This window comes from Nitrosomonas oligotropha, from assembly GCF_009833085.1.
Classification (GTDB): Bacteria; Pseudomonadota; Gammaproteobacteria; order Burkholderiales; family Nitrosomonadaceae; genus Nitrosomonas; species Nitrosomonas oligotropha.
The window spans coordinates 113,128-134,260 of sequence record NZ_QRBZ01000026.1 but is presented as its reverse complement, the minus strand read 5'-3'; the positions used below and the strand labels follow the sequence as shown (position 1 = coordinate 134,260).

The 21,133-nt window shown below is 47.0% G+C and carries 25 protein-coding genes; 19 read left to right on the top strand and 6 right to left on the bottom strand.

Features of this window, described 5'->3' with window-relative positions; genetic code table 11:
- Positions 1-3 precede the first annotated feature (3 nt).
- Positions 4-1,629 carry a DUF7453 family protein gene (locus tag ABD07_RS09085; RefSeq protein ID WP_420813518.1) on the top strand — a complete coding sequence of 542 codons (1,626 nt, stop codon included), beginning with the start codon at positions 4-6 and terminating at the stop codon, positions 1,627-1,629.
- An 84-nt stretch (positions 1,630-1,713) separates the two neighbouring features.
- On the top strand, positions 1,714-3,549 hold the full coding sequence (locus ABD07_RS09080; protein ID WP_160818015.1) for a DUF7453 family protein: 1,836 nt from the start codon (positions 1,714-1,716) through the stop codon (positions 3,547-3,549).
- Positions 3,550-3,662: 113 nt separating this feature from the next.
- Here ABD07_RS09080 and ABD07_RS09075 read toward each other — a convergent pair whose 3' ends face one another.
- The 4 genes from ABD07_RS09075 to folB form a co-directional block, all read right to left on the bottom strand.
- Entirely contained in the window at positions 3,663-4,007 is a 345-nt protein-coding gene (locus ABD07_RS09075; RefSeq protein ID WP_240142493.1) for a Spy/CpxP family protein refolding chaperone, read from the bottom strand.
- A 134-nt stretch (positions 4,008-4,141) separates the two neighbouring features.
- Positions 4,142-4,915, bottom strand: a complete 774-nt coding sequence (locus ABD07_RS09070; protein WP_160818014.1) for a complement resistance protein TraT — start codon at positions 4,913-4,915, stop codon at positions 4,142-4,144.
- Positions 4,916-5,000: 85 nt separating this feature from the next.
- Positions 5,001-5,360: a hypothetical protein gene (locus ABD07_RS09065; RefSeq protein WP_160818013.1), complete on the bottom strand. Its 360-nt coding sequence runs from the start codon at positions 5,358-5,360 to the stop codon at positions 5,001-5,003.
- A 372-nt stretch (positions 5,361-5,732) separates the two neighbouring features.
- A complete protein-coding gene (folB, locus tag ABD07_RS09060; RefSeq protein ID WP_160818012.1) occupies positions 5,733-6,092 on the bottom strand; it encodes a dihydroneopterin aldolase in 360 nt (119 codons plus the stop codon).
- 81 nt (positions 6,093-6,173) lie between these two features.
- Between folB and plsY the strand changes: the two genes are divergently transcribed.
- On the top strand, positions 6,174-6,785 hold the full coding sequence (gene plsY / locus ABD07_RS09055; RefSeq protein WP_160818011.1) for a glycerol-3-phosphate 1-O-acyltransferase PlsY: 612 nt from the start codon (positions 6,174-6,176) through the stop codon (positions 6,783-6,785).
- 5 nt (positions 6,786-6,790) lie between these two features.
- On the opposite strand, the gene tsaD is transcribed toward plsY, so the two are convergent.
- On the bottom strand, positions 6,791-7,822 hold the full coding sequence (tsaD, locus tag ABD07_RS09050; protein WP_160818010.1) for a tRNA (adenosine(37)-N6)-threonylcarbamoyltransferase complex transferase subunit TsaD: 1,032 nt from the start codon (positions 7,820-7,822) through the stop codon (positions 6,791-6,793).
- 174 nt (positions 7,823-7,996) lie between these two features.
- On the opposite strand from tsaD, the gene ABD07_RS09045 reads away from it, so the two are divergent.
- Positions 7,997-8,185, top strand: a complete 189-nt coding sequence (locus ABD07_RS09045) for a DUF3460 family protein (RefSeq protein WP_090317792.1) — start codon at positions 7,997-7,999, stop codon at positions 8,183-8,185.
- Between the two features lie 60 nt (positions 8,186-8,245).
- Positions 8,246-8,737, top strand: coding sequence for a hypothetical protein (locus tag ABD07_RS09040; protein WP_160818009.1), 492 nt, complete (start codon positions 8,246-8,248; stop codon positions 8,735-8,737).
- Positions 8,738-8,760: 23 nt separating this feature from the next.
- On the opposite strand, the gene ABD07_RS09035 is transcribed toward ABD07_RS09040, so the two are convergent.
- Positions 8,761-9,597, bottom strand: coding sequence for an SDR family oxidoreductase (locus ABD07_RS09035; protein ID WP_160818008.1), 837 nt, complete (start codon positions 9,595-9,597; stop codon positions 8,761-8,763).
- Positions 9,598-9,725: 128 nt separating this feature from the next.
- Here ABD07_RS09035 and ABD07_RS09030 point away from each other — a divergent pair, with 128 nt between their 5' ends.
- From ABD07_RS09030 to glmU, 14 genes are all read left to right on the top strand, one after another.
- Positions 9,726-10,091: a DUF6164 family protein gene (locus ABD07_RS09030; protein ID WP_160818007.1), complete on the top strand. Its 366-nt coding sequence runs from the start codon at positions 9,726-9,728 to the stop codon at positions 10,089-10,091.
- 101 nt (positions 10,092-10,192) lie between these two features.
- Positions 10,193-10,714, top strand: a complete 522-nt coding sequence (locus tag ABD07_RS09025) for a cytochrome P460 family protein (protein ID WP_108697665.1) — start codon at positions 10,193-10,195, stop codon at positions 10,712-10,714.
- A gap of 201 nt (positions 10,715-10,915) precedes the next feature.
- Positions 10,916-11,275 carry an Hpt domain-containing protein gene (locus tag ABD07_RS09020; RefSeq protein ID WP_160818006.1) on the top strand — a complete coding sequence of 120 codons (360 nt, stop codon included), beginning with the start codon at positions 10,916-10,918 and terminating at the stop codon, positions 11,273-11,275.
- Between the two features lie 72 nt (positions 11,276-11,347).
- Positions 11,348-12,526, top strand: a complete 1,179-nt coding sequence (locus tag ABD07_RS09015) for an acetyl-CoA C-acyltransferase family protein (protein ID WP_160818005.1) — start codon at positions 11,348-11,350, stop codon at positions 12,524-12,526.
- A 117-nt stretch (positions 12,527-12,643) separates the two neighbouring features.
- Positions 12,644-13,018, top strand: coding sequence for an ATP synthase subunit I (locus tag ABD07_RS09010; RefSeq protein WP_160818004.1), 375 nt, complete (start codon positions 12,644-12,646; stop codon positions 13,016-13,018).
- A gap of 30 nt (positions 13,019-13,048) precedes the next feature.
- Positions 13,049-13,858 carry a F0F1 ATP synthase subunit A gene (gene atpB, locus ABD07_RS09005; protein WP_160818003.1) on the top strand — a complete coding sequence of 270 codons (810 nt, stop codon included), beginning with the start codon at positions 13,049-13,051 and terminating at the stop codon, positions 13,856-13,858.
- 59 nt (positions 13,859-13,917) lie between these two features.
- Complete coding sequence (gene atpE / locus ABD07_RS09000; protein ID WP_013646518.1) at positions 13,918-14,190, top strand: F0F1 ATP synthase subunit C; 273 nt, start codon at positions 13,918-13,920, stop codon at positions 14,188-14,190.
- A gap of 40 nt (positions 14,191-14,230) precedes the next feature.
- A complete protein-coding gene (locus ABD07_RS08995) occupies positions 14,231-14,704 on the top strand; it encodes a F0F1 ATP synthase subunit B (RefSeq protein ID WP_132427145.1) in 474 nt (157 codons plus the stop codon).
- Positions 14,704-15,240 (top strand): F0F1 ATP synthase subunit delta, encoded by a 537-nt coding sequence (locus ABD07_RS08990; RefSeq protein WP_108697671.1) that lies wholly within the window; start codon positions 14,704-14,706, stop codon positions 15,238-15,240. The genes ABD07_RS08995 and ABD07_RS08990 overlap by 1 nt, the downstream gene beginning before the upstream one ends.
- Before the next feature lie 12 nt (positions 15,241-15,252).
- Entirely contained in the window at positions 15,253-16,794 is a 1,542-nt protein-coding gene (atpA, locus tag ABD07_RS08985; RefSeq protein WP_108697672.1) for a F0F1 ATP synthase subunit alpha, read from the top strand.
- Between the two features lie 4 nt (positions 16,795-16,798).
- Positions 16,799-17,683: a F0F1 ATP synthase subunit gamma gene (gene atpG / locus ABD07_RS08980; RefSeq protein ID WP_108697673.1), complete on the top strand. Its 885-nt coding sequence runs from the start codon at positions 16,799-16,801 to the stop codon at positions 17,681-17,683.
- A gap of 33 nt (positions 17,684-17,716) precedes the next feature.
- A complete protein-coding gene (gene atpD, locus ABD07_RS08975; protein ID WP_160818002.1) occupies positions 17,717-19,096 on the top strand; it encodes a F0F1 ATP synthase subunit beta in 1,380 nt (459 codons plus the stop codon).
- A gap of 17 nt (positions 19,097-19,113) precedes the next feature.
- Complete coding sequence (locus ABD07_RS08970) at positions 19,114-19,536, top strand: F0F1 ATP synthase subunit epsilon (protein WP_160818001.1); 423 nt, start codon at positions 19,114-19,116, stop codon at positions 19,534-19,536.
- A gap of 220 nt (positions 19,537-19,756) precedes the next feature.
- Positions 19,757-21,130, top strand: coding sequence for a bifunctional UDP-N-acetylglucosamine diphosphorylase/glucosamine-1-phosphate N-acetyltransferase GlmU (gene glmU, locus ABD07_RS08965; RefSeq protein WP_160818000.1), 1,374 nt, complete (start codon positions 19,757-19,759; stop codon positions 21,128-21,130).
- The last annotated feature ends 3 nt before the right edge of the window (positions 21,131-21,133 follow it).

Here is a 21,133-nt window from a genome sequence, read left to right as displayed (position 1 = left end):
GGGTTGGGTGGTGGGTGGGGGGGGGGGGGGGGGGGGGGGGGGGGGGGGGGGGGGGGGGGGGGGGGGGGGGGGGGGGGGGGGGGGGGGCTGGAGGCGATCATCAAGGAAAATGACACGATTGCCGGTTTTCCCGGGAGGGTGTTTTTTAGTAATGTATCGAGTTCATTTTTAATAAGTCGCTCAGGAGCGGTTGCCTTTTCAGCAACATTGAAAGGAGCAATTACTCGCAATACTGCATTGGTTTACCGCAATGGTGTTACACAAGGAATTTTAAAAGCGACCGATCAAGCGCCTGGTTTTCCACCGGGAACAGTTGTTGGTGAAGTTACCCCGCTTGCCATTTCAGACGCAGGAGTTGTATTGGGCGGTATGACTACTGGTGGGGGTGCACTATGGCTCTGGGATTTTGAAAGAATTCAACGTATCTCCGCAACAATAGGCGAATGCAGCTATTCATCCGTTGCTTCTTATGTTCCTGGTTTACTAAGTATTAATCAGACTGGTAGCGTAGTTTTTAATGCTGTCCTCACGGCAGGGGATAAAAAAAGTTGCTCTTCAGGCGGCGTCTTTAAATGGAGCAATGGAAAAACAGAATTAATTGTAGCGGATGGAGATCCGGTGCCCGGCATGCCGGACGCAGTATTTGGGGTAAGTTTGACCGAGTCTCCACCAAAAATTAATGATCATGATGAAATCATGTTTACTGCGAAATTGATTCAGATCACTTCTTCCAGATCAACAAATAATAGTATATGGATTAAAAATGGCTCGAATGAACCAAGATTATTGGTACTGGGTGGAGAAGGGTTAAAAGAAAAACCAGATCATTTAATTCTCCCTGCAATTTTTCTTGATCCCAATTTAGCTGATTACGGTTATTCGATGCTTCCCGTTATTGCAAACGGTTTGGATGCATTGTTGGCCGGAAAGCCAAGAGAAATACAACCGTACGATGATCCGAAAGGAACGGGAGCTTCACAACTTACTACCATTGCATCTAAAAATGATCAACCACCCGGCTTCGATCCGAGCTGGTATTACAATCTTTTTTCAAACCGGGCTATTAATAATGCTGAGCAATATGTATTTACAGGTTTATCTAGTAATGCGCTAGAGAATCGCAGTGTTTTTGCCATGTGGCGCGGAACCGGTACCGAACGGCCTAGATTGATTGCTAAGGACGGAATGAAATGGCCTATAAACAACGTTGAATACGTACTCAAAGATGTCGATTTTTTTCCTGCCAGAGCTGTGACTTTATCGACAGCGGGAGGGCAGTCATCGTGGTTTAGCGATAATGGCGAAATTGTGTTCCGTGCTTCTTTAAATAGCAGCTCAAATATAGCCATTTTACTGATTACGGATGATAGTAAGGAACAAAGAATTTTCAGTTTGGCGGAACAGTTATTCCCCGAGCATTTTTCTCCATCGAATGTTGATAATCAACTCCTGGAAGGATTTGTCTACCGCTACTATCCAACTACCAAAACTTATATCGGCATCAAGAATGGGGAAGTATTCGTGTTGGGTGATGCGTTCGGTTCCGGCCCGCAACGCATTGATACCATCGACAACACGCTTCAATTTCTGGGAAAGCCTGGCAGGTTCATAATTTCCAGAAGCAGCTAATAAGCGCGCCATGCTCGTTAAATGTGGGTATGGCGCTTTCATTTTGTCGAGAACATTCATAATTTCTAAATTCAAGGAGACGCAATGAATTTAACGCGATTATCGTTAACAACATTATTTTTTGTTTTGTCATTCTTTCCTGCGCAGTTATTGGCTGAGATTCAAGTGATTGCCAGAACTAACCAGGCAGCGGCCGATTATTCCTCTGATGTCAGTTATTCTGGTTTTTTTGAACCAGTTATCGGTTCGTCAGGCCATATTGCATTTATTGGATCAACAGTAGACAGTAGAAGAACTAATACCCGTGCTGTGTGGGCCGGATTGCCAGGGCAATTGAAGGCAATCATCAAGGAGAACGATATTCCAGTTGGTTTTCCAAGAGAATTGTATTTGGGGCCATCATTTAATCAAACTCAGCCTGTACTAACACAATCGGGGGCAGTGGGTATTTTGGCTTCGTTGGAAGGTGGTGCACCCAATACAAAAGGATTGTTAGCACATGTTGACGGGATAACTTATGGTGTCATGAAAACAGGCGATCAAGCGCCAGGATTTCCAGAAGGATTTACGGTTAGCGATATTTTGGATTTTGCATTTACCGATGCTGGAATGGTGATTGTAGGTTCAATTTCTGAGCTTATATTAAGTGGGCGTATGGGTATCTGGCATTGGAGTGAGCAAGGTATGAAGCTTATTACTTCGCCGATAGCCGATTGTTATTTCGCATATCCAAGTTTTGTCAGTATCAATCAGACTGGTGCAGTTGCTTTTTCGGCAAAACTGATAAAAGAAGATAATAAACCATGCACTCCATCTGCGGGAGTTTTTAAATGGAGCAACGGTAGCAGTCAGCTTCTGATCAGTGAGGGTGATCCGGTACCCGATATGCCTGGTACACGCTTTGTTCGTACCAGTATCAATAATCGTAGTGTATCGCCTATGATTAATGATCAGGGTTCGGTTATTTTTTATGCAGAATTAACGACAGACCCTAGCTATGATATAAAGAGAGCAAGTCCCAGTGCATGGGTGGCAGATGGAGCAAGTGAGCCAAGATTGTTCGTGCTGAATGGGGAAGATTTTACTACCCGCTCAAATACAGTTGAATCAATACTTTTTGGAGAGATTTTTGCATTATCCAAAGACAGTATACTGCGAAATTTTACCAATGATGATTTTGCAGTTATTCATGCATTTCCTCGTAGAACAAGTCGTATGCTATTGGCAGGAAAACCAAGGGAATTGCAGCCATATACCAACTTTGAAGCGCTTGGAGAAACGCAACTTGGTGTGATTGTGACTTCTTTTGATGCTGCATTTGGCTTTAGTGCCGATTGGCAGTTTCTTTCATTCCAAGAGCAAGCAGTTAATGAGAAGAAACAGTATGTGTTTGTAGGAAGCGCTCAACACTCTGTAGATAGAAACAGAGTTAACGGTATTTGGCGTGGTGAAGGCGAAAACCGTCCGAGACTGATCGCCAAGGAAGGAATGAAAATATTTCAGAATGGTACGGAGAACACGCTTGATACAATTCGTTGGTTGGATTTTTCTCGTAGTTCATTGGATTCAAATTTGCCCAGGAATAGGTATACCCGGATAAGTGATAACGGTCAGATTGTATTTAGAGGTTTGCTGGATGATAAAAGTACGGGCATTTTTCTAATCACTGACGACACCAAAGAACAAAAAATATTCAGTTTGGCCGAGCAGCTATTTCCGGAATATTTTTCTCCTGCCAATGTGGAAGATCAGCTATTGGAAGGATTTGTCTATCGCTACTATCCTGCGACCAAAACTTATATCGGTATTAAGAATGGGGAAGTATTTGTGTTAGGGGATGTATTTGGATCAAGTCCGCAGCGCATTGATACCATTGAAAATACGCTTCGATTCCTGGAAGAGAAGGAAACCGGTTCTTGAACAGCTTTTATTGATCGGTTATTCAGAAAAAGGGTAGTGGAATTGTTCCGTTACCCTTCTCTTGTCATTGTATAGAAGAGTTCTTATTGCAATAGCACGTAGGCGTTCAGTGTTTATTTCTTCTGATTGGCATTTTTGCTGCTTTCCTGACGCATTTTGTTTTCGAGTTTTTCCATTTGCTCCGGTGTCAATACAGCTTTCAAACCGGATCGTGTTTCCTCCTGAATAGACTGTAATTTTTTCCGCTCTTCGTTAAAAACAGCTTCAACTTTCTTTTTTTCCGTGTTGAGAATGGTTTCAACTTTGCTTCGCTGCGTTTCGCTGAGTCCCAGCTCTTTCGTCATGCGATTGATGGCGTCACGACCGTCCGCGGGTGAACTATTCTTTTGCGCTTGCGTGGCAGAAACCGTAAAAAATAGCACTAAGATCAGCATTGCAAGGATTGTTTTTCTTAGCATTATGGATTCCTCGATTTGGTGATTAATTTCTCAGGATAAGTATTTCGTGCGCGAAGGAAAATATTCCCCGGTTGCAATCTTCTGCAACCGGGGAATATTTCTTATTACATCGGACGAATGCTCGGCATTCTATTTTAGAACAACCCGGAAATAGAACGTGCCAATCCATTGGTCAATTCCGCCGCCGCTTCTTCGTATTGCAGATTGACCTTGTTGGCTGTACTGACGACGCGGGTGCGGTATTTGTTCATTTCGCTGACTTTGGTGGATGATTGCCTTCTGGCGCCGCCAACACCTTGCTTAGCATCTTGTTGCCGGTCTTCACGGACGATGACGCCTTCTTCGGCGCGCTCGGCGATCTCGACATCAGTAATCGCCATGAATGTGACATCCTTGACCGCTGCATCGGCGAGTGTGCCGGCCAGACCAAATGCCGCAGCACCTGCCAATCCGCCAATACCGGCACCGCTCCAGCCATCGATGGCTGCGCCAGTGGCTGTTCCTACGGCGGCGCCCAGGGCGGCGCTGCCCATTCCGCCATACCCCGCTCTCAATGCAGCCTCGGCAGCAGTTGGACTGGCTTTGTCGACACTTAGCACATTGGCTTGCAGCCAGTAATGTGCTTCTTTCGGATTGGTGGTGATGCGGTAACCGCGTCCTTCCAGCGCCCGGGAGACTGTAGCGGTGATATCGAAGTTGGTCTTATCGGAGGTGTTACGGACATTCAGGTAAATAACTTTTTTATCCGGTTCAACGGGGTCCAGAAAAATGGAGTCACTCATTTTGGTTTGCACATCCAGATCTTTTTTCGCGATGGATGTATGCACTGCGGCGCATCCGCTTAAGATCAAAGAACACAGCATGATGCCTGTCAATATCCCGGTATTCTTGTTCATGGAGTAACCCATTTTATCTCCTTTCGATGGTTAAAAAATTAAATAGCTTGATTGATCAAATCCGATTGCCGGTTATTTTGGATATAACGGTTAAATATTACCAGCCATAGTAATACGGCGAGTAACTATTCACGCCATATAAACCGCCATAATAAGGGCGCGCGTAGCCACCGAAATAACTGCCGTAACCAAAATTACCGTATCCGCCGAGTGCGCCGCAGCCGAAACCCACGCAACTTTGCGTAACCCTTTGTGTCCGGGTCGGCGTGCCTCTTTGCGTTGCTTCCTTAAGCGCCGATGTTAAAGCCGCATCGGTCGGAACGCTGAAGCGTTTGTTGGCGGTTTCGGCATTAAATTGCCGCTGAATCTCACTGATGTCTTGCCCTGCAAAGGTACTACTCGTAAAGAACGTCAGCAAAACCGCATAAAAAATAACGATGACTGGGATTGTACGCATGGAATACCTCCTAATCCAGGATGAGTGAAATGATATTATCAACGATGAAGTCAGTTGTTGTAAATTTCCGCCCGAAAAATCGTTGGATTCCTTGACTGAGTGCTTCAGTCGAAAGAAGAGGACAACAAGCCAACTTGATTTCTGAGACTGAAATCCGCGTCGATTGTTCTTGAAAAAGCCGGGAAAATTTTACGCATCATTTATTTCAAATACAGTGTCTCGAATTGTCTGGCCTGCGCTTCTTACTGGAGATTTTACTTGATTAAGATTGAGATATCTTGAGCGACAGTGGCTTTAATTTGAGCATCAAGGATGATTGACGCGCGAATTGGATCATCATACCGAAATGGTTTTTTACTTGAATGCGGATTTTTAGACAGCTCTTGAGCCGCGCTCGATACGCACACCGAGTTTTTTTACCCCACGAATAATCCCAAGTTTTGCCACGCTGATTTTGATCCACGGCGAACGAAATTCGCTCAGAATGGTTTGCGCGATATGTTCGGCCAATGCTTCCAGCAGCGAGAAGTGTTTGTTCGTGAGAATGTCGTTGATGCGATCGACAATTAACGCGTAATCGAGTGCATCTTCGATCTTGTCAGTTTGGCAGGCGCGGTTGGTCGGCAGTGCGATTTCCAGGTCGATTTGGATGGTTTGCGGAACGATGCGCTCCCAGGGGTAAACGCCGATCAGCGTTTTGGCTTTGAAGTCGTGCAGAAAAATAATATCCATCGGTGATTCAGCGGTAAAATGTGGGCCTTTGCGTGAGCGATACGGGATTCTAATCTATTTTGTCCGGATGGTTGGGTTGATATGACATTATTGCTGTTTGCTGTGCTGGCTTATTTGCTGGGTTCGGTTTCTTTTGCGCTGGTGGCGAGCTGGATTTTTAAATTGCCCGATCCGCGTACCTACGGTTCAAAAAATCCCGGTGCGACCAACGTGCTGCGCAGCGGCAAGAAAGCCGCGGCGGTATTGACCTTGCTCGGCGACGCCGGGAAAGGCTGGCTGGCGGTGTTTTTGGCGCAAACCTATGCGCCGTTGTGGGGATTAGGCGATGAAGCGGTGGCCGTGGCGGCGCTGGCGGTGTTTCTCGGGCATGTGTTCCCGGTGTTTTTACGTTTCCAGGGTGGCAAAGGTGTGGCGACCGCGGTCGGTGTGCTGCTCGGTTTGAATGTATGGCTGGGGTTGCTGGCGATGGCAACTTGGCTGGCGGTTGCGTTCACTTTGCGCATTTCGTCGTTGTCGGCGTTGATCGCGGCGCTATTGGCGCCGCTGTATAGCATCGGTCTGCTGGGGTTTGAAGCCGCTACGCTGGCCGTTTCGGCGATGTCATTACTGCTGATCTGGCGTCACCGCTCGAATATCGTCAATTTGCTGGCGGGGAAAGAAGGCCGTATCGGCGAGAAAAAATCCCCTGAGTAGTTTTGTCACGTTTCCGGCGTTTCCAGCATCTCCAAATTCCAGCGCGCATTGACGGTAAAGTTGCTGGCCGGTTGCCGGGCGGATTCCGGCATTGCTTGCAGCCGCAGGGCGCCGGCAAACGCGATCATCGCGCCGTTGTCGGTGCAGAATTCCAGTTCCGGATAAAACACCGTAGCGCCTTTGGCTGCGGCTTTGCCGCTGAGATTGCGGCGCAGCTGTTCGTTCGCGCCGACACCCCCGGCCACCACCAGTTGCTTCAACCCGGTTTGCGCCAATGCCGCCAGCGATTTTTCCGTCAGCACATCCACTACGGCCTCCTGAAACGCCAGTGCAATGTCGGCGCGGATTTGACCGGTGAGTTCCTGCTTGTTGAGCAAGGTCAGCACGGCGGTTTTCAGGCCGCTGAAACTGAAATTGAGATCGCCGCTGTTGAGCATGGGCCGTGGCAGTTTGAATTTTCCGGGCCGCCCTTGCCGGGCGAGTTTCGATAAGGCTGCGCCGCCGGGATAGCCCAATCCCAATAACTTGGCGGTTTTATCGAATGCTTCACCGGCGGCGTCGTCGACGGTTTCACCCAGCAATCTGTAATGACCGACGGCGTCGACTTGCATCAATTGGGTGTGTCCGCCCGAAACCAGCAGGGCGATGAACGGAAAGGCCGGTGCCGGTGTGGATAACAACGGCGACAGCAGATGGCCTTCCAAATGATGGATGCCGAGCGCAGGGATATGCAACGCAAAACTCATCGCCGCGCCAATGCTGGCGCCGACCAGCAGCGCACCGGCCAAGCCGGGGCCTTGGGTGTAGGCAATCGCTTCGATGTCGTGTAGTTGGCATTGGGCGTCCTGCAACGCTTGCTGAATCAACGGCAGCACGCGCCGGATATGATCGCGCGACGCCAGCTCCGGCACCACGCCGCCATATTCGCTGTGCATGGCGATTTGCGAATACAGCGTATGACTCAGCAGACCGCGCCCGGTGTCGTAGAGCGCGATTCCGGTTTCATCGCAGGAAGTTTCAATACCGAGAACGAGCATCAGGAAAAATGAAGGTTGGTTTAAGGGGAGATTGGCGGTAACGCTGTTATTTTAACATCGTTGCAACGCGGTGGCCTGTTTGAGTGTGGATTGGCAGATAGATGCGGGGGCTGTATCGAAAATCAGGTCTGTGCTACAGTTCGTTTTTTGTAATTTTAGTGCACGAGGTAAGTCATGGATTATAACTACGAATCGGAACACACCAAATTTATGCGTGAATTTCTGGAAAAGAATCCGCAAGTGGAAGAAAAACGCTTGGCTGCGCGGAGCGTATGGTGGGATAAAAAACAGAACCTGGAAGAGCGTAAGCGCTTCAAGGAAGCTGCTGAGCCGATGAAACCGTATGTCTATTTTGGCGGGTAAGATTTTGTAACCCTTCAGCTGCGTTCAATCGATAGCGCGCTGATTCCCGGGAGTGTTGCCATGCAGCGATGGATTACCGTTTTAACCGTATTTATCCTGGCGGCATGCGCTAATCTAACCGGCGCGACCGATAAAACGCAACGCAGCGAAGAGCAATTTGCCGGAGAGCATGCCGCGCTCGCGGCGTGCGTGGTGGCAAAATTACAATCCGACGGCCGGTCGTTCCTGCGGCCGCTGCAATTCAAAAACCGCCAATACCCGGATATGCATGCATCGGAGATTCATGCCTACGATACACGCTATCTACGCAGCGCCATCGCAACTTACGCGCCTTCAAATCCCGATGCGATTCTGATCTATGGCAATCCGGCGCTGGAAATTCAATCCGCCGCGCAGCGCAGTGACAATGACAAGCCGGTTTATGCTTTCGCTTTGCTGCTGCAGCAAGCGGATGCCACAAAAGTTACCGCGTCCTTGCGCGGTGATCCATTCTTCTCCAGCATTGCCTGGAAAATCGTGGAATCGTGCGCAGCTGCCACGGCTAAACCTTGATTCCCGAGGCTTGATTCCATCTGCTAGTTGTTATTCCCGGATTTTGCCAATAAGACATCCAGTGCGCGCGTGCTGAGAATGCGTTTGAGGATGCCGAACAGGTACGTGGGAACGGTCACATAGTACCGCGCTTGAGGTTTCTCGGCTTCCAGCGCGTGAATCACGCGCTTGAGCACAGCCTCCGGCGGTAGCGTGAAGGGAACAGCCGGTCCCGGTTTGTTCAGACGGCTTAGTACGCCTTGATACTTCTCCCGGTGAAAGCTGTTTTCGATGTCGATGTATTTTTGCAGCGCTTGGACAGCGTTCGTGCGAAACTGGCTGGCGATCGGCCCCGGTTCAATCAGGCTGACGAACACATTGCTGCCTTTGAGTTCCAGCCGTAGCGTATCGCTCAAGCCTTCGATGGCGTATTTGGAAGCATTGTAAGCACCGCGGAAAGGCAAGGCGACGAAGCCGAGCACCGAACTGTTCTGGATGATCCGCCCGTATCCTTGGCGGCGCATGACCGGTATGACAAGATTGGTTAATTCCTGCCAGCCGAACACATTGGTTTCAAATTGCGCGCGCAGGGCGTCGCGATTCAAGTCTTCGACGGCGCCCGGCAAGCCGTAAGCGCCATTGTTGAATAGCGCATACAATTCACCGCCGGTGCGGCGCATGGTTTCTTCAAAAGCAAAATGAATCGAATTGGAATCGTTCAAATCCAAGCGGAAGCTTTCCAATCCCTCGGCCAGCAGTTTTTCTACGCTAGCGCGTTTTCTGGCGGTGGCGAATACGCGGTAACCGCGTTCCTGCAATCCCTTGGCAACGCAGTAGCCAATTCCGCTGGAGCATCCTGTGATTAATATGGTTTTTTTCATTTATTCAGATCAACTTGTAATGGGTGTTTCTATTTTTTGAAGCTTGACAGCGGATTCGGTGCAACGATAGCATCAATTGCAGCTGATCAGCTTTTCACAACAGAAAATAACATAATCGAAGGCTATTCATGGCAAAAATTATATTCAGGCTTAATGGCGTTCCCGACGATGAAGCGCATGATGTGCGCGAATTGTTAGCCAGCCATACGATTGATTTTTATGAGACCTCGGCGGGAAATTGGGGGGTATCGATGCCGGCGATATGGCTCAAGGACGACAATCAGTTTGAACAGGCGCGCGCATTGCTGGATGCTTATCAAAACGAGCGGACGGTCAGAATGCGGGCGGAATACGCTCGTCTCGAGCAGGAAGGGAAAAATAGAACCTTCTTTGATGCGGTTAAAGAGAAACCGGTCAGTTTTGCGATCCATTTGGCGCTGGCGTGGCTGGTTATTTATCTATCTATCCAGTTGGTTCTGGATCTTGCTCGGTAAAAGAAGACATTTTTCATGTCAGCAATTTTCTCCGCGCAATGCGGTATGATAGCGATCCAAACCTTGTTTTATCCAGGAATATTCTAAAAAGGAAAGAAAACATGAAATATACGTTAAAAGCAATGGCCGCAGTACTTGCGATAACCTCGGTGTATGCCTACGCTGGCGGAGATCCAGAGCACGTTAAGTTTCCCGAAGGTTATAGCAAAACTTTCACGCAATACGGCACGATGAATCGCGCGAACCAAACCCAGGTGGCCAAGTTGTATGCCAACGAAGCTGCGATTTCCGGCTATAAGCAAGGAAATAAAAGCGCTCCCGGTGGCGTTGTAGTGATGGAGATCTATACCCCTAAAAAAGGCGCGGATGGTAAGCCTGTTGCCGGTAGCGACGGACTCTTCGAGATCGATTCGCTGGCTGCGGTTGCGGTGATGGAAAACAGGAATAATTGGGATGCATCCTTTCCAAAGGAAAATCGCACCGGAGATTGGGGATTCGCTGTTTACAATCCCGATGGCACCCCCAAAAGCAACGATCTGAACTGTGTGCAATGCCACACACCGTTGCAAGCACAAGACTATTTGTTTACGTATCAGAAACTGGTCGATTTCGTAAAGAAATAAGCAACTGGGTTAGCTGAGCGGGCGATTCTGTTTTAACGGATAGTCTGCTCAGCGATTGCCTGACTGTGCATGGAGGTTTTTGTCTTAATTGATCGTAGGAACGGAGCTGATTAAGCTTAATCTTCTCACCGCACCGGTAAATCATGCCGGGAGTGCAGCGTAATTCAATATGTGGCTTCATTTTGAGAACTCAAAGAATCGATGAGCGACCCAGTCCTCAATTTAAATAAACTCAATATCTGGCGGCAAATGGATCCCGAGGGTGGGACCGGGTTTATAAAAAAACTGGTTACCATTTATTTGTCGTCCGCGCCTGCGTTTCAGATACGAATTGAAGATGCGATTCAAGCTGCGGATAGCGATGCATTGGTCAAAGCGGCGCATACTTTCAAGTCCAGCGCGTCAAATGTCGGTGCTGAATTGCTGGCTGATATTTGCCGCCGATTGGAAGAATATGGCGATAAGAATCAGATCAGTAGAGCTGCTGAGTTATTAACAGAAATGCAAAACGAGTCCCGGCGGGTGATAACCGCGTTAGAGGAGTTATTGGAAAAATGTTAATTTGCAATGCAGTTTGCGGGTTTTGCCGCACGCCGTTTTCCCATCACTATCACTATCTGCAGAGGAAAATTCATGCGTGAAGTTGTCATTTTGAGCGGTGTGCGCACGGCGATCGGCGATTACGGCGGTGCGCTCAAACAGGTTGCACCCGTTGATCTGGCGGCCAAAGTAGTTCGCGAAGCAGTCTTGCGCGCTGGGATTGATCCTAATGAAGCCGGACACCTGGTTTTTGGCAACGTCATTCATGGTGAAACGCGCGATATGTATCTGGCGCGCGTGGCCGGCATCAATGGCGGTTTGCCGCACCATACTGCGGCGCTGACAGTAAACCGGTTATGCGGAAGCGGCTTGCAGGCGATTATTTCAGCCAGTCAGAATATATTACTCAATGACACCGATGTGGCCATTGCGGGCGGAGCCGAATCCATGAGCCGCGGTGGTTATTTGTTGCCAGCACTGCGCTGGGGGCAGCGCATGAACGATGGTGGTACCGTGGACATGATGGTGGGTGCGCTAACCGATCCCTTCGATACTGTGCATATGGGAATTACTGCGGAAAATATTGCAGCCAAGTGGCAGATAAGCCGGGAAGCGCAGGATGCATTCGCCGTGGAAAGTCATCGCCGTGCATTACGGGCGATCAAAAATGGTTATTTCAAAGAGCAGATTGTGCCTGTGGAAGTGATTGAGCATAAAAAAACCGTTATTTTCGATACCGATGAGCATCCGCGTGAAAATACCAGCATCGAAAGCTTGGCTAAATTACGTCCGGTTTTTCAGAAAGACGGCACGGTGACGGCGGGTAACGCTTCCGGCATTAACGATTGTGCAGCGGCGGTGGTGTTGATGGAAGGTGAGGTAGCGCGGAAGCGTAACCTCAATCCGATGGCGCGGTTGGTTTCGTACGGTCATGCCGGCGTTGATCCTAAATTTATGGGCATTGGCCCGGTTCCCGCTGTTCAGAATGCGTTGCGGCGCGCCGGTCTTAAAATATCGGATATGGATGTCATTGAATCCAATGAAGCGTTTGCTGTGCAAGCTTACGCAGTGGCAAAGGAATTGCAGTTCGATCCGGAGAAAACCAATCCGAATGGCGGTGCCGTGGCGTTGGGTCATCCCATCGGAGCGACGGGAAGTGTTTTGGCAATCAAGGCGATTTACGAGTTGCAACGTAGCGGCGGGCGATATGCGCTGGTTACAATGTGCATCGGCGGCGGGCAAGGGATTGCTGCTATTTTTGAAAGACTTTGAAAGATTCCCGAATGTTGGTTAAGCGGAATTTCGCATTGACTGGGGTGGGTAATTAAGCTATAGTCACGGCTTTTTTAAGTACGGGTAAAGCTGTCTTTCCAAGGGCAGGTGATGAACATGTCTTGGATTAAGAATAGGCCGCTCAAGATTGTTTTGCGCGTGCAGTTGCTGATAACGCTGGTGGTGGCAGTTGCTATAGGGATTTTTCTTGGCGTGCAAAGTGCGATTTCAGCAGTATTGGGAGGAAGCGTAAGTGTGATTTCCTCGGCAGCGTATGCAATCATCGTTTCTCATCACAAAGGTTATACCGCAGGAGAGACGGTCAGAACCGCACTAAGAGCAGAATCGGTAAAAATAATATTAACCGTCATTTTGTTATGGGTAGTGTTTAAATTTTATGAAGATCTAAACGCTTTTGCGTTTATCGGAACATTTATCCTGACAGTTTTGGCTTATAGCATGGCATTGTTGGTATCTGACGATACGAAGTAAGATAAATTTATAAAAGTAAAGTAGGCACGCATGGCATCGGGAACAGAACTTACTCCAACATCATATATTGATCATCATTTAACCTATTTAACAACACAAGTCAGTGAAGGTTCTTTTTGGGTATTGCATGTTGATACCTTGATCACATCCGTAATCCTCGGTGTTATCAGTTTTGGTTTTATCTGGTTGATTGTACGTAAAGCTACGCCAGGAGTGCCTTCTAAAAGCCAGGCGTTTGTTGAGCTTGCAGTCGAGTTTATTGATAACGAAGTAAAAAATACATTTCATGGCAACCGGCATGTGCTGGTTGCGCCTTTGGCATTGACCATATTCATATGGGTTCTGATGATGAATGCCATGGATATACTGCCAATCGATATCATGGCTTGGATCACGGAAAATGTATTTGGATTGCATAATTGGAAGATTGTGCCTACAACGGATGTCAATACGACTTTTGCACTGGCGCTTTCAATATGGTTTTTGATGATTTTCTTTAATCTCAAAGTCAAAGGGTTCGGCGGATGGATGCATGAGTTGTTCTGTACGCCATTTGGAAAAAGTCCGTTGCTCTGGATACTGAATTTATTATTTAATTTTATCGAGTATGTATCCAAGCCCTTGTCTCATTCGCTACGGCTTTTTGGAAATATTTATGCGGGCGAGATAATTTTCCTGTTGCTGGGTATGTGGGCGGCTACAGGGGTGTCTGGCACGATTTTTGGTTCGATTTTGGGGGCTGGTTGGGCAATATTTCATATATTGATCGTTACCTTGCAGGCATTTATTTTTATGATGCTGACAGTGGTTTATATATCAATGGCGCACGAATCTCACTAAATTAAATTTTATAAGCTCATCTAGTAACATATTATTAATCTTAACAAAAGGAAATTAAAATGGAGAATTTGCAGTATTTGGCAATGATTCAGGCGTATACCGGAATAGGTATTGGTTTGATGATCGGACTTGGCGCGGCAGGCGCGTGTATTGGTGTGGGTGTGATGTGTAGCCGTTTTCTTGAAGGTGCGGCACGTCAACCGGAAATGATACCGACTCTGCAAGGTAAAGTGTTTCTTCTGCTTGGTTTAACTGACGCTTCTTTTATTATTGCTGTTGGTCTGGCTATGCTGTTTGCATTTGGAAACCCATTGTTGGCAGTGATTCAATAACAATGCTGTTGTTGTTTAGATCGGAAATTACAGGCTTGTCATGAATATTAACTTTACTTTAATTTCTCAGGCGATAGCCTTCTCGGTATTTATTTGGTTCACGGTCAAGTTTGTATGGCCACCATTGCTGCGTGCGATAGAAGAGCGTCAGAAAACGATAGCCGATGGTTTGGCTGCCGGAGAGCGTGGCCGTCATGAGCTGGAGTTGGCCAGTCAACGTTCATCTGATGTGTTGAAAGAAGCAAAACAACGTGCTTCGGAAATCATTCTGCAAGCTGAAAAACGAGCTACCGAGATCGTCGAGGAAGCTAAGCGAACCGCAAAAGAAGAAGGCGATCGCATTATAACGGGTGCCAAAGCAGATATTTCGCATGAAGTATTCAGCGCAAAAGAAGCGTTGCGTCAGCATGCTGCTCAGTTAGCAATTGCTGGTGCAGAGAAAATATTACGTCGGGAAGTTGATGCTAAAGCGCATGCGGATATACTGATTGCAATTGAGGAAGATTTGAAATAATGGCTGAAGCGATTACAGTTGCGCGACCCTATGCGGAAGCAGTGTATAAGCATGCTGTTGCTAATGATAGTTTGTCGCAGTGGTCAAAAATATTGCAGCTAGCTGGAATGATTGCTGAAGATAATGATATGAGATCACTGATCGGTAATCCAATAATTTCAGCAAAACAACTTGGCGAAATATTTCTAGAGATCGGGAAGAGTAAATTTAATCCCGAAGCTCGTAATCTAGTGATGTTGCTGGCAGAAAATAAACGGATATCAATATTGCCGCAGATTAGTCAGTTATTTGAGCAGTTGAAAGCGCAACATGAGGGTGTTCTTGAGGCAAAAATAGTCAGTGCTTTCGCATTAGAAAGCAAGCAACTAAAAAAATTAGTTGATGATCTGGAAAGGAAATTCAAGCGCAAAATAGAAGCTCAGGTAAGTGTTGATCCAGAGTTAATTGGTGGTATAAAAGTTGAGATTGGTGATGAGATTCTAGATGCCTCGGTACGCGGTAAGCTTGAAGCTATGGCCATTGCCCTTAAAAGCTAGGAGTTAAATGAAATGCAGTTAAACCCATCCGAAATCAGTGAGCTGATTAAAAAAAGGATAGAAGGACTTGTTGATACGGCAGAAGTTCGTACACAAGGAACGATTGTTTCTGTAACAGACGGTATTGTTCGTATACACGGTTTATCCGACGTGATGCAAGGTGAAATGTTGGAATTTCCAGGCAACACTTTCGGTTTGGCGTTGAATCTGGAGCGTGATTCCGTGGGCGCTGTTATTATGGGCTCGTATGAGCACATATGCGAAGGTGATACAGTCAAGTGTACTGGCCGTATTTTAGAGGTTCCCGTAGGCGAGGGCTTGCTGGGTCGCGTGGTGAATGCACTGGGACAACCGATTGATGGTAAGGGTCCGATTACAGCAGTGAGATCTGAGCCGATCGAAAAAATTGCTCCGGGTGTAATCTGGCGTCAATCTGTAGATCAACCTGTGCAAACCGGATTGAAGTCTGTTGATTCGATGGTTCCTGTTGGGCGTGGACAACGTGAGTTGATTATCGGCGATCGTCAGACAGGTAAAACTGCTGTAGCGATTGATGCGATTCTCAATCAAAAAGGCCAGAATATGCTGTGTATTTATGTGGCAATCGGGCAAAAAGCCTCTTCGATTGCCAACGTAGTACGCAAGCTGGAAGAGCATGGCGCTATGGAATATACCATCGTAGTGGCTGCAACAGCCTCCGAGTCAGCGGCAATGCAATTTATTGCGCCATACTCTGGATGTACCATGGGGGAATATTTCCGTGATAAAGGTCAGGATGCGTTGATCGTATACGATGATTTAACTAAGCAAGCTTGGGCTTATCGTCAAATATCTTTACTGCTGCGTCGGCCACCAGGTCGCGAAGCTTACCCGGGTGATGTTTTTTATCTCCATTCACGTTTGCTGGAAAGAGCCGCAAGAGTAAGTGCCGCTTATGTTGAAAAAGCAACAAATGGTGCGGTAAAAGGTAAAACGGGTTCTTTGACTGCATTGCCGATTATTGAAACGCAAGCCGGTGACGTGACAGCTTTTGTACCAACGAACGTAATTTCGATTACCGACGGGCAGATATTTCTTGAAACAGACTTATTCAATGCAGGTATACGTCCTGCTATTAATGCAGGGGTATCAGTTTCTCGTGTGGGCGGTGCAGCTCAAACGAAGGTCATCAAGAAATTGGGCGGCGGTATACGGCTGGCATTAGCGCAATATCGTGAATTGGCTGCTTTCGCACAATTTGCATCGGATCTGGATGAAGCGACCCGCAAACAGCTTGAACGCGGCAAGATGGCTACTGAATTGATGAAGCAACCTCAGTATGCAACTCTTAGCGTGTCAGAGATGGCGCTTACACTATTCGCAATCAATAATGGTTATTTTGATGATGTGGAAGTGAACAGAGCGCTTGCATTTGAGTCTGCGCTAAAAAACTATATACGTGGTCAACATGCTGCAATTCTTGACAAAATTGAGAAGAGTAAGGAACTCAATGCTGAAACAGAAAAAGAATTGACCGCTGCGATTCAAGAATTCAAGCAAAACGGAACCTATTAAGCAAATGGCTGGCAGTAGAGAAATCCGCAATAAGATCAAGAGTGTAAAAAATACGCAGAAGATTACGCGCGCTATGGAAATGGTCGCGGCATCGAAAATGCGTAAAGCTCAGGATCGCATGAAAAAAGCCCGTCCTTATGGTGAGAAGATACGTAATGTAGCTGCTCATATGAGTCGGGCAAATACCGAATATCGGCATCCTTTTTTGATTGCGCGTGATACCGTTAAACGAATTGGTATCATTATCGTGACTTCGGATAAAGGCCTTTGCGGCGGGTTAAATACCAACGTCTTACGTAAAGCTCTGAATCAGATGAAGACCTGGCAAGCAGAAGGAGAGCAAATCGAAGTCTGCTGTATCGGTAACAAAGGCTTAGGATTCATGGGCAGAATTGGCGCAAGTATCACTTCGCAAGTAGTAGGTCTGGGTGATACTCCTGATATATCAAGACTCATCGGTGCAGTAAAAGTGGTTCTTGATGGCTATACGCAAGATCAATTTGATCGAGTGTACATTTTCTATAATCGCTTTATCAATACTATGAAGCAAGAACCTGTTATGGAGCAATTGCTTCCGTTGACAGATGATCGTATGCAAAGTGGCGAACAGGATAGTGGTAAATCTAAAGCGACGTGGGATTATATTTACGAGCCGGAAGCAAAGCCTGTCATAGACGATATTATGGTGCGTTATGTTGAAGCATTGATATATCAAGCAGTAGCAGAAAACATGGCTTCGGAGCAATCTGCCAGGATGGTAGCGATGAAGGCTGCATCGGACAACGCGGGCAGTGTCATTGATGAATTGACATTAATTTATAACAAGTCTCGACAGGCGGCAATTACGAAAGAGCTATCCGAAATTGTCGGTGGCGCTGCAGCTGTTTAAAACATTTTTGAATATAGAGTCTAGGGAACAACGATGAGCCAAGGAAAAATTGTTCAGTGTATTGGTGCAGTGATTGATGTGGAGTTTTCGCGCGACTCTCTGCCAAAAGTATATGATGCATTAATTATGGAAGGTTCCGAGCTTACGCTGGAAGTTCAGCAACAGCTTGGTGATGGCGTAGTGCGCACCATTGCATTGGGATCTTCTGACGGATTGCGCCGTGGCATGATAGTGAAAAATACCGGTAAACAGATTACCGTACCGGTCGGAACCAAAACACTGGGTAGGATTATGGATGTTTTGGGCCGTCCGATAGATGAAATGGGTGATATCGGTGCTGATCAACAAATGTCGATACATCGTGAAGCACCGGCGTTTGATGAATTATCGGCATCAACGGAATTGCTGGAAACTGGCATTAAAGTGATTGACCTGATTTGCCCCTTTGCTAAAGGCGGAAAAGTGGGATTATTTGGTGGTGCAGGTGTCGGTAAAACCGTTAATATGATGGAATTGATTCGCAATATTGCGATCGAGCACAGCGGATATTCCGTATTTGCAGGTGTTGGAGAGCGTACGCGCGAAGGTAATGACTTTTATCACGAGATGAAAGAGTCGAAAGTTCTGGATAAAGTGGCGCTGGTTTATGGTCAGATGAATGAACCACCCGGTAACCGTCTTCGCGTTGCTCTAACCGGACTGACAATGGCAGAATCATTCCGTGACGAGGGCAAGGATGTGCTGTTCTTCGTTGATAATATCTACCGTTATACATTGGCCGGAACCGAGGTTTCAGCATTGTTAGGCCGTATGCCATCCGCAGTGGGTTATCAACCGACACTGGCGGAAGAAATGGGACGATTGCAAGAGCGTATTACATCGACTAAAACAGGTTCAATTACATCTATTCAAGCGGTTTATGTACCGGCGGATGACTTGACCGACCCGTCTCCAGCAACAACATTTGGACACTTGGATGCAACCGTTGTGTTGTCGCGTGATATCGCTTCATTGGGAATTTATCCGGCTGTAGATCCTCTCGACTCTACATCGCGTCAGCTAGATCCGCAAGTTGTTGGTGAAGATCACTACAATACAGCTCGTGCTGTTCAGCAAACATTACAACGTTATAAAGAGTTACGAGACATTATCGCGATTCTGGGAATGGATGAGCTATCACCTGAAGATAAGCTCGCAGTTAGCCGTGCGCGTAAGATTCAACGGTTCTTATCTCAACCGTTTAACGTAGCTGAGGTATTTACCGGTTCACCAGGAAAATATGTTTCTCTTAAAGATACGATTAAAGGCTTTAAGGGAATTGTTGAAGGTGAATATGATGATCTACCTGAACAAGCATTCTATATGGTCGGCAGTATCGAAGAAGCTGTTGAGAAAGCGAAAACACTTCAATAAACCAAGAGGAAATAGAGATGGGTACCATATTTCATCTTGATATCGTTAGTGCTGAAGAATCTATTTATTCCGGTCCCGTTGAATTTCTGGTGGCACCGGCGCAAATGGGGGAAGTAGGTATTTATCCGCGCCACACACCGATGCTGACAAGAATAAAATCCGGAATGGTGCGAATCAAGGCGCAACTAAAAGAAGAAGAATTGATCTATGTATCGGGTGGAATGCTGGAAGTCCAGCCTGATGTGGTGACAATATTAGCGGATACCGCAGTGCGTAGTCACGATCTTGATGAAGCTAAAGCGCTCGAAGCAAAGCGGGCTGCTGAGGAAGCAATGAAAAATCGAGAATCCGAATTGGATTACGCAAAAGCGCAAGCCGAGTTGATAGAAGCCATGGCGCAATTAGCGGCGATTGATAAGTTAAGAAAACGCGGTCATTGATTGTGATTCATAAGTTCTAATGATGAAAAAGGCGACATAAGTCGCCTTTTTTGTATCTACTCATCAAGCATCGATCTGGTTACAATGGCTAGCTGTAAACGGCAAAAAATAATGCGCTGGATCACATCAAATCGGCGTAGAGATTTGACTGCATTTGTTGTTCAACCATGATGCATTTAGTTAAAATCCCTTAAGAACTTCATTCTGAAAGTAGATTATCGTGTCCAAGCTTAATGTAGTGATACTGGCAGCCGGTGCTGGAAAGCGGATGCAATCAGCTCTTCCCAAGGTGTTGCATACTTTGGCGGGGCGTCCACTGTTAATGCATGTCGTTGACACAGCGCGCATGCTCTCGCCAGAAAAAATCTGTGTTGTTATCGGTCATGGCGGCGACCAAGTAAAACAGTCGATCAACGGCGATGATTTGACTTGGGTGTTGCAGGCGCAGCAATTGGGCACCGGGCATGCGCTCATGCAAGTCTTACCGCAATTGAATACCGACGGATTCACGTTGGTTTTGTATGGTGATGTGCCATTGGTCCGGATTCAAACCTTGCAACAGTTAATCGCAGCAGCAGGAGAAAATAACTGTGCGCTATTAACTGCAATAATCGACGATCCTTTTGGCTACGGCAGGATTTTGCGCGACCGGGAAAGCGGAGAAGTTATTGCAATCGTTGAGCAAAAAGATGCCACAGCAGAACAACAGAGTATCCGTGAGATTAATACCGGAATAATGCTCATACCCAATCAGCATTTGCATCACTGGCTGCCAAAGCTTGAAAACAAAAACACACAACGTGAATATTACTTGACCGACATCATCGCGATGGCGGTAAAAGATGATGTATATGTCGCATCGTCACAGGCGGATAATTTCTGGGAAGTCATGGGTGTTAATAACAAGCATCAGCTGGCTGAGCTTGAGCGTGTTCACCAAAAGAACCGTGCTGAAAAGCTATTGGAAGAAGGGGTCAGCTTGCTCGATCCCAATCGCATAGACATACGAGGTGAACTGAGCTGCGGTACTGATGTTGAAATCGATGTTAATTGTATCTTTGAAGGAACCGTGACGCTGGGCGATTCCGTCCGCATAGGCGCGCATTGCATTTTAAGAAATGTAACAGTTGCGTCAGGGAGTATTATTCATCCCTTCTGCCTGATTGAAGATGCCGAAATCGGAGAAGATGGTAAGATCGGTCCTTATGCGCGCATCCGGCCAGGGACACGGCTGGCTCGGAAAGTTCATATCGGAAATTTTGTCGAGGTTAAAAATAGTCAGATTGCTGCAGGAAGCAAAGCGAATCACTTAAGCTACATTGGTGATTCCACCGTAGGGGAGAATGTCAATATTGGCGCTGGAACAATTACTTGTAATTATGATGGCGCAAACAAATATCGAACTGTCATTGAAGATGATGTGTTCATCGGATCCGATACACAGCTGATTGCGCCCGTGAAAATTTCAAAAGGGTCGACTATTGGCGCTGGATCTACTATCACGAAAGAAACCCCGGAGAATCAGCTTACCTTGTCCAGATCGAAGCAAGTCAGCATCACCGGATGGAAGCGCCCGCAAAAATCAAAAGCATAGTAA

Coding starts and splice junctions, on each gene's coding strand:
- ABD07_RS09080 (WP_160818015.1), top strand. CDS start 1,714: ATGAATTTAACGCGATTATCGTTAACAACATTATTTTTTGTTTTGTCA.
- ABD07_RS09075 (WP_240142493.1), bottom strand. CDS start 4,007: ATGCTAAGAAAAACAATCCTTGCAATGCTGATCTTAGTGCTATTTTTT.
- ABD07_RS09070 (WP_160818014.1), bottom strand. CDS start 4,915: ATGGGTTACTCCATGAACAAGAATACCGGGATATTGACAGGCATCATG.
- ABD07_RS09065 (WP_160818013.1), bottom strand. CDS start 5,360: ATGCGTACAATCCCAGTCATCGTTATTTTTTATGCGGTTTTGCTGACG.
- folB (WP_160818012.1), bottom strand. CDS start 6,092: ATGGATATTATTTTTCTGCACGACTTCAAAGCCAAAACGCTGATCGGC.
- plsY (WP_160818011.1), top strand. CDS start 6,174: ATGACATTATTGCTGTTTGCTGTGCTGGCTTATTTGCTGGGTTCGGTT.
- tsaD (WP_160818010.1), bottom strand. CDS start 7,822: ATGCTCGTTCTCGGTATTGAAACTTCCTGCGATGAAACCGGAATCGCG.
- ABD07_RS09045 (WP_090317792.1), top strand. CDS start 7,997: ATGGATTATAACTACGAATCGGAACACACCAAATTTATGCGTGAATTT.
- ABD07_RS09040 (WP_160818009.1), top strand. CDS start 8,246: ATGCAGCGATGGATTACCGTTTTAACCGTATTTATCCTGGCGGCATGC.
- ABD07_RS09035 (WP_160818008.1), bottom strand. CDS start 9,597: ATGAAAAAAACCATATTAATCACAGGATGCTCCAGCGGAATTGGCTAC.
- ABD07_RS09030 (WP_160818007.1), top strand. CDS start 9,726: ATGGCAAAAATTATATTCAGGCTTAATGGCGTTCCCGACGATGAAGCG.
- ABD07_RS09025 (WP_108697665.1), top strand. CDS start 10,193: ATGAAATATACGTTAAAAGCAATGGCCGCAGTACTTGCGATAACCTCG.
- ABD07_RS09020 (WP_160818006.1), top strand. CDS start 10,916: ATGAGCGACCCAGTCCTCAATTTAAATAAACTCAATATCTGGCGGCAA.
- ABD07_RS09015 (WP_160818005.1), top strand. CDS start 11,348: ATGCGTGAAGTTGTCATTTTGAGCGGTGTGCGCACGGCGATCGGCGAT.
- ABD07_RS09010 (WP_160818004.1), top strand. CDS start 12,644: ATGTCTTGGATTAAGAATAGGCCGCTCAAGATTGTTTTGCGCGTGCAG.
- atpB (WP_160818003.1), top strand. CDS start 13,049: ATGGCATCGGGAACAGAACTTACTCCAACATCATATATTGATCATCAT.
- atpE (WP_013646518.1), top strand. CDS start 13,918: ATGGAGAATTTGCAGTATTTGGCAATGATTCAGGCGTATACCGGAATA.
- ABD07_RS08995 (WP_132427145.1), top strand. CDS start 14,231: ATGAATATTAACTTTACTTTAATTTCTCAGGCGATAGCCTTCTCGGTA.
- ABD07_RS08990 (WP_108697671.1), top strand. CDS start 14,704: ATGGCTGAAGCGATTACAGTTGCGCGACCCTATGCGGAAGCAGTGTAT.
- atpA (WP_108697672.1), top strand. CDS start 15,253: ATGCAGTTAAACCCATCCGAAATCAGTGAGCTGATTAAAAAAAGGATA.
- atpG (WP_108697673.1), top strand. CDS start 16,799: ATGGCTGGCAGTAGAGAAATCCGCAATAAGATCAAGAGTGTAAAAAAT.
- atpD (WP_160818002.1), top strand. CDS start 17,717: ATGAGCCAAGGAAAAATTGTTCAGTGTATTGGTGCAGTGATTGATGTG.
- ABD07_RS08970 (WP_160818001.1), top strand. CDS start 19,114: ATGGGTACCATATTTCATCTTGATATCGTTAGTGCTGAAGAATCTATT.